At 50.2% G+C, this 305-nt stretch carries 1 protein-coding gene; it reads left to right on the forward strand.

The window, feature by feature from the left end; translation table 11 throughout:
- Positions 1-229, forward strand: a 229-nt coding sequence (locus ABR397_RS23700) for a hypothetical protein (RefSeq protein WP_350307833.1), incomplete at its 5' end; no start/stop codon positions are given.
- Positions 230-305: the final 76 nt, after the last annotated feature.

Raw genomic sequence — 305 nt, forward strand, 5'->3', positions numbered from 1 at the left:
GCTGGAACAGGCGAAGGCGGAAAAGCTGGATGAAAGCCGCTATCGGCTGACATGGATGATGCCGGATGGTTTACCGATAACCTGGATATTACGCACGGAAATGGGCAGCGGACCGCTGGCGTTATTGAAACTGCGGGGATTTACGTTGCCGAAAGCGATTTTTGTGGTGACGCCGGGTATTGACACCAATATGCCGACGACGGATGACGATGATTGGGCGGCAGAATAATCTTATCGCAGACTGAGGGGCAAATATTTCCTCATTAATGACGGGTTTGCTGACCATTATCACCGAAAAATCATGA

The sequence above is a fragment of the Photorhabdus viridis genome (genome assembly GCF_040256935.1).
Classification (GTDB): Bacteria; Pseudomonadota; Gammaproteobacteria; order Enterobacterales; family Enterobacteriaceae; genus Photorhabdus; species Photorhabdus viridis.